At 50.9% G+C, this 952-nt stretch carries 1 protein-coding gene; it reads left to right on the forward strand.

Going from position 1 to position 952, the window contains the following annotated elements; genetic code table 11:
- Window positions 1–147: 147 nt before the first annotated feature.
- Window positions 148–952: hypothetical protein (locus VJI93_RS08225; protein WP_324009233.1), on the forward strand; the 805-nt coding region annotated here is incomplete at its 3' end.

Below are 952 nucleotides of genomic sequence, written 5' to 3' on the forward strand. Positions count from 1 at the left end.
GCTACCACCGTTCTGTTGCCTTTACAGCAGGTCAGCTCCCTGCAGAGCCCTCCTGGTGAGGCATCCGATGTTACTGGGGATGCGTTGTATGGGGCAACGCGTCTCACTTTGACCATGAATTCGTTCAATGCTAGGCAGCTTCGTCCTGTGAATGCATTGGCTTCTTCTGTGGACGTCAGCAACCAGCTAATCCGTATATGGACTAAGCCTGTTGCCAATGTTGACCCACGTTTGAATACCTACAAGGTTCGTCTATATTCGGCAGGCAGTCCCTCTTCGCCTGGGGCTAACTACCATGAATTCAACTTTTCAGGGTTGATTCGTGAGGGCCAGAAAAGCGGCGAACAACGCTGGGGATCCTTTATGGTGCCTACCAGCCAGTTCACTGCTGTTGGTACTGGTGCCACGCTTACCGCTGTAACCTGGGCTATGATTGAGATCCAGGCTAACACCTCATCCCCGTTCACCATTGCCGTAGGTAATGTGGAGGCTGTGGCTCCGGGCATCAACAAGGGCAAACTGATTCTAGCCTTTGATGACCAATACCCTAATGCCATCAATTTTGCCTCCCAGGTAATGTCGCAGTATGGCTTTAAGGGTGTGCTGTATGTTTCGCCTGCTGTCGATACAGGTAAGGCTAATAAGCTCACCGTCGAACAGATTAAGAATCTGCATGATTACCTAGGATGGCAAATTGCTAGTCAGGCTTATTCAACCGAGAATAATGTTGGTGCTGGCGGTATCGACGTCATTTCGGCGGATCAGCGTTCAGCTGACACTGCTAAGCTGCGCAACTGGCAAAATGGCCTAGGTTTGTCGGGTGGTGATCACGGCAGCTACTATAGCAACGTCGGCCCGACTGATATGATTGCTTACCCGATGTATAGGCAAGCGTTCAAGTCGATGCGCGCCTATTACTTCGGAGAGTTCAGCCAGGTTGAAACTTACCCCT

Origin of the sequence: Parvimonas sp. M20, from assembly GCF_035282425.1 — a bacterium.
In the GTDB taxonomy this organism is placed as follows: Bacteria; Bacillota; Clostridia; order Tissierellales; family Peptoniphilaceae; genus Parvimonas.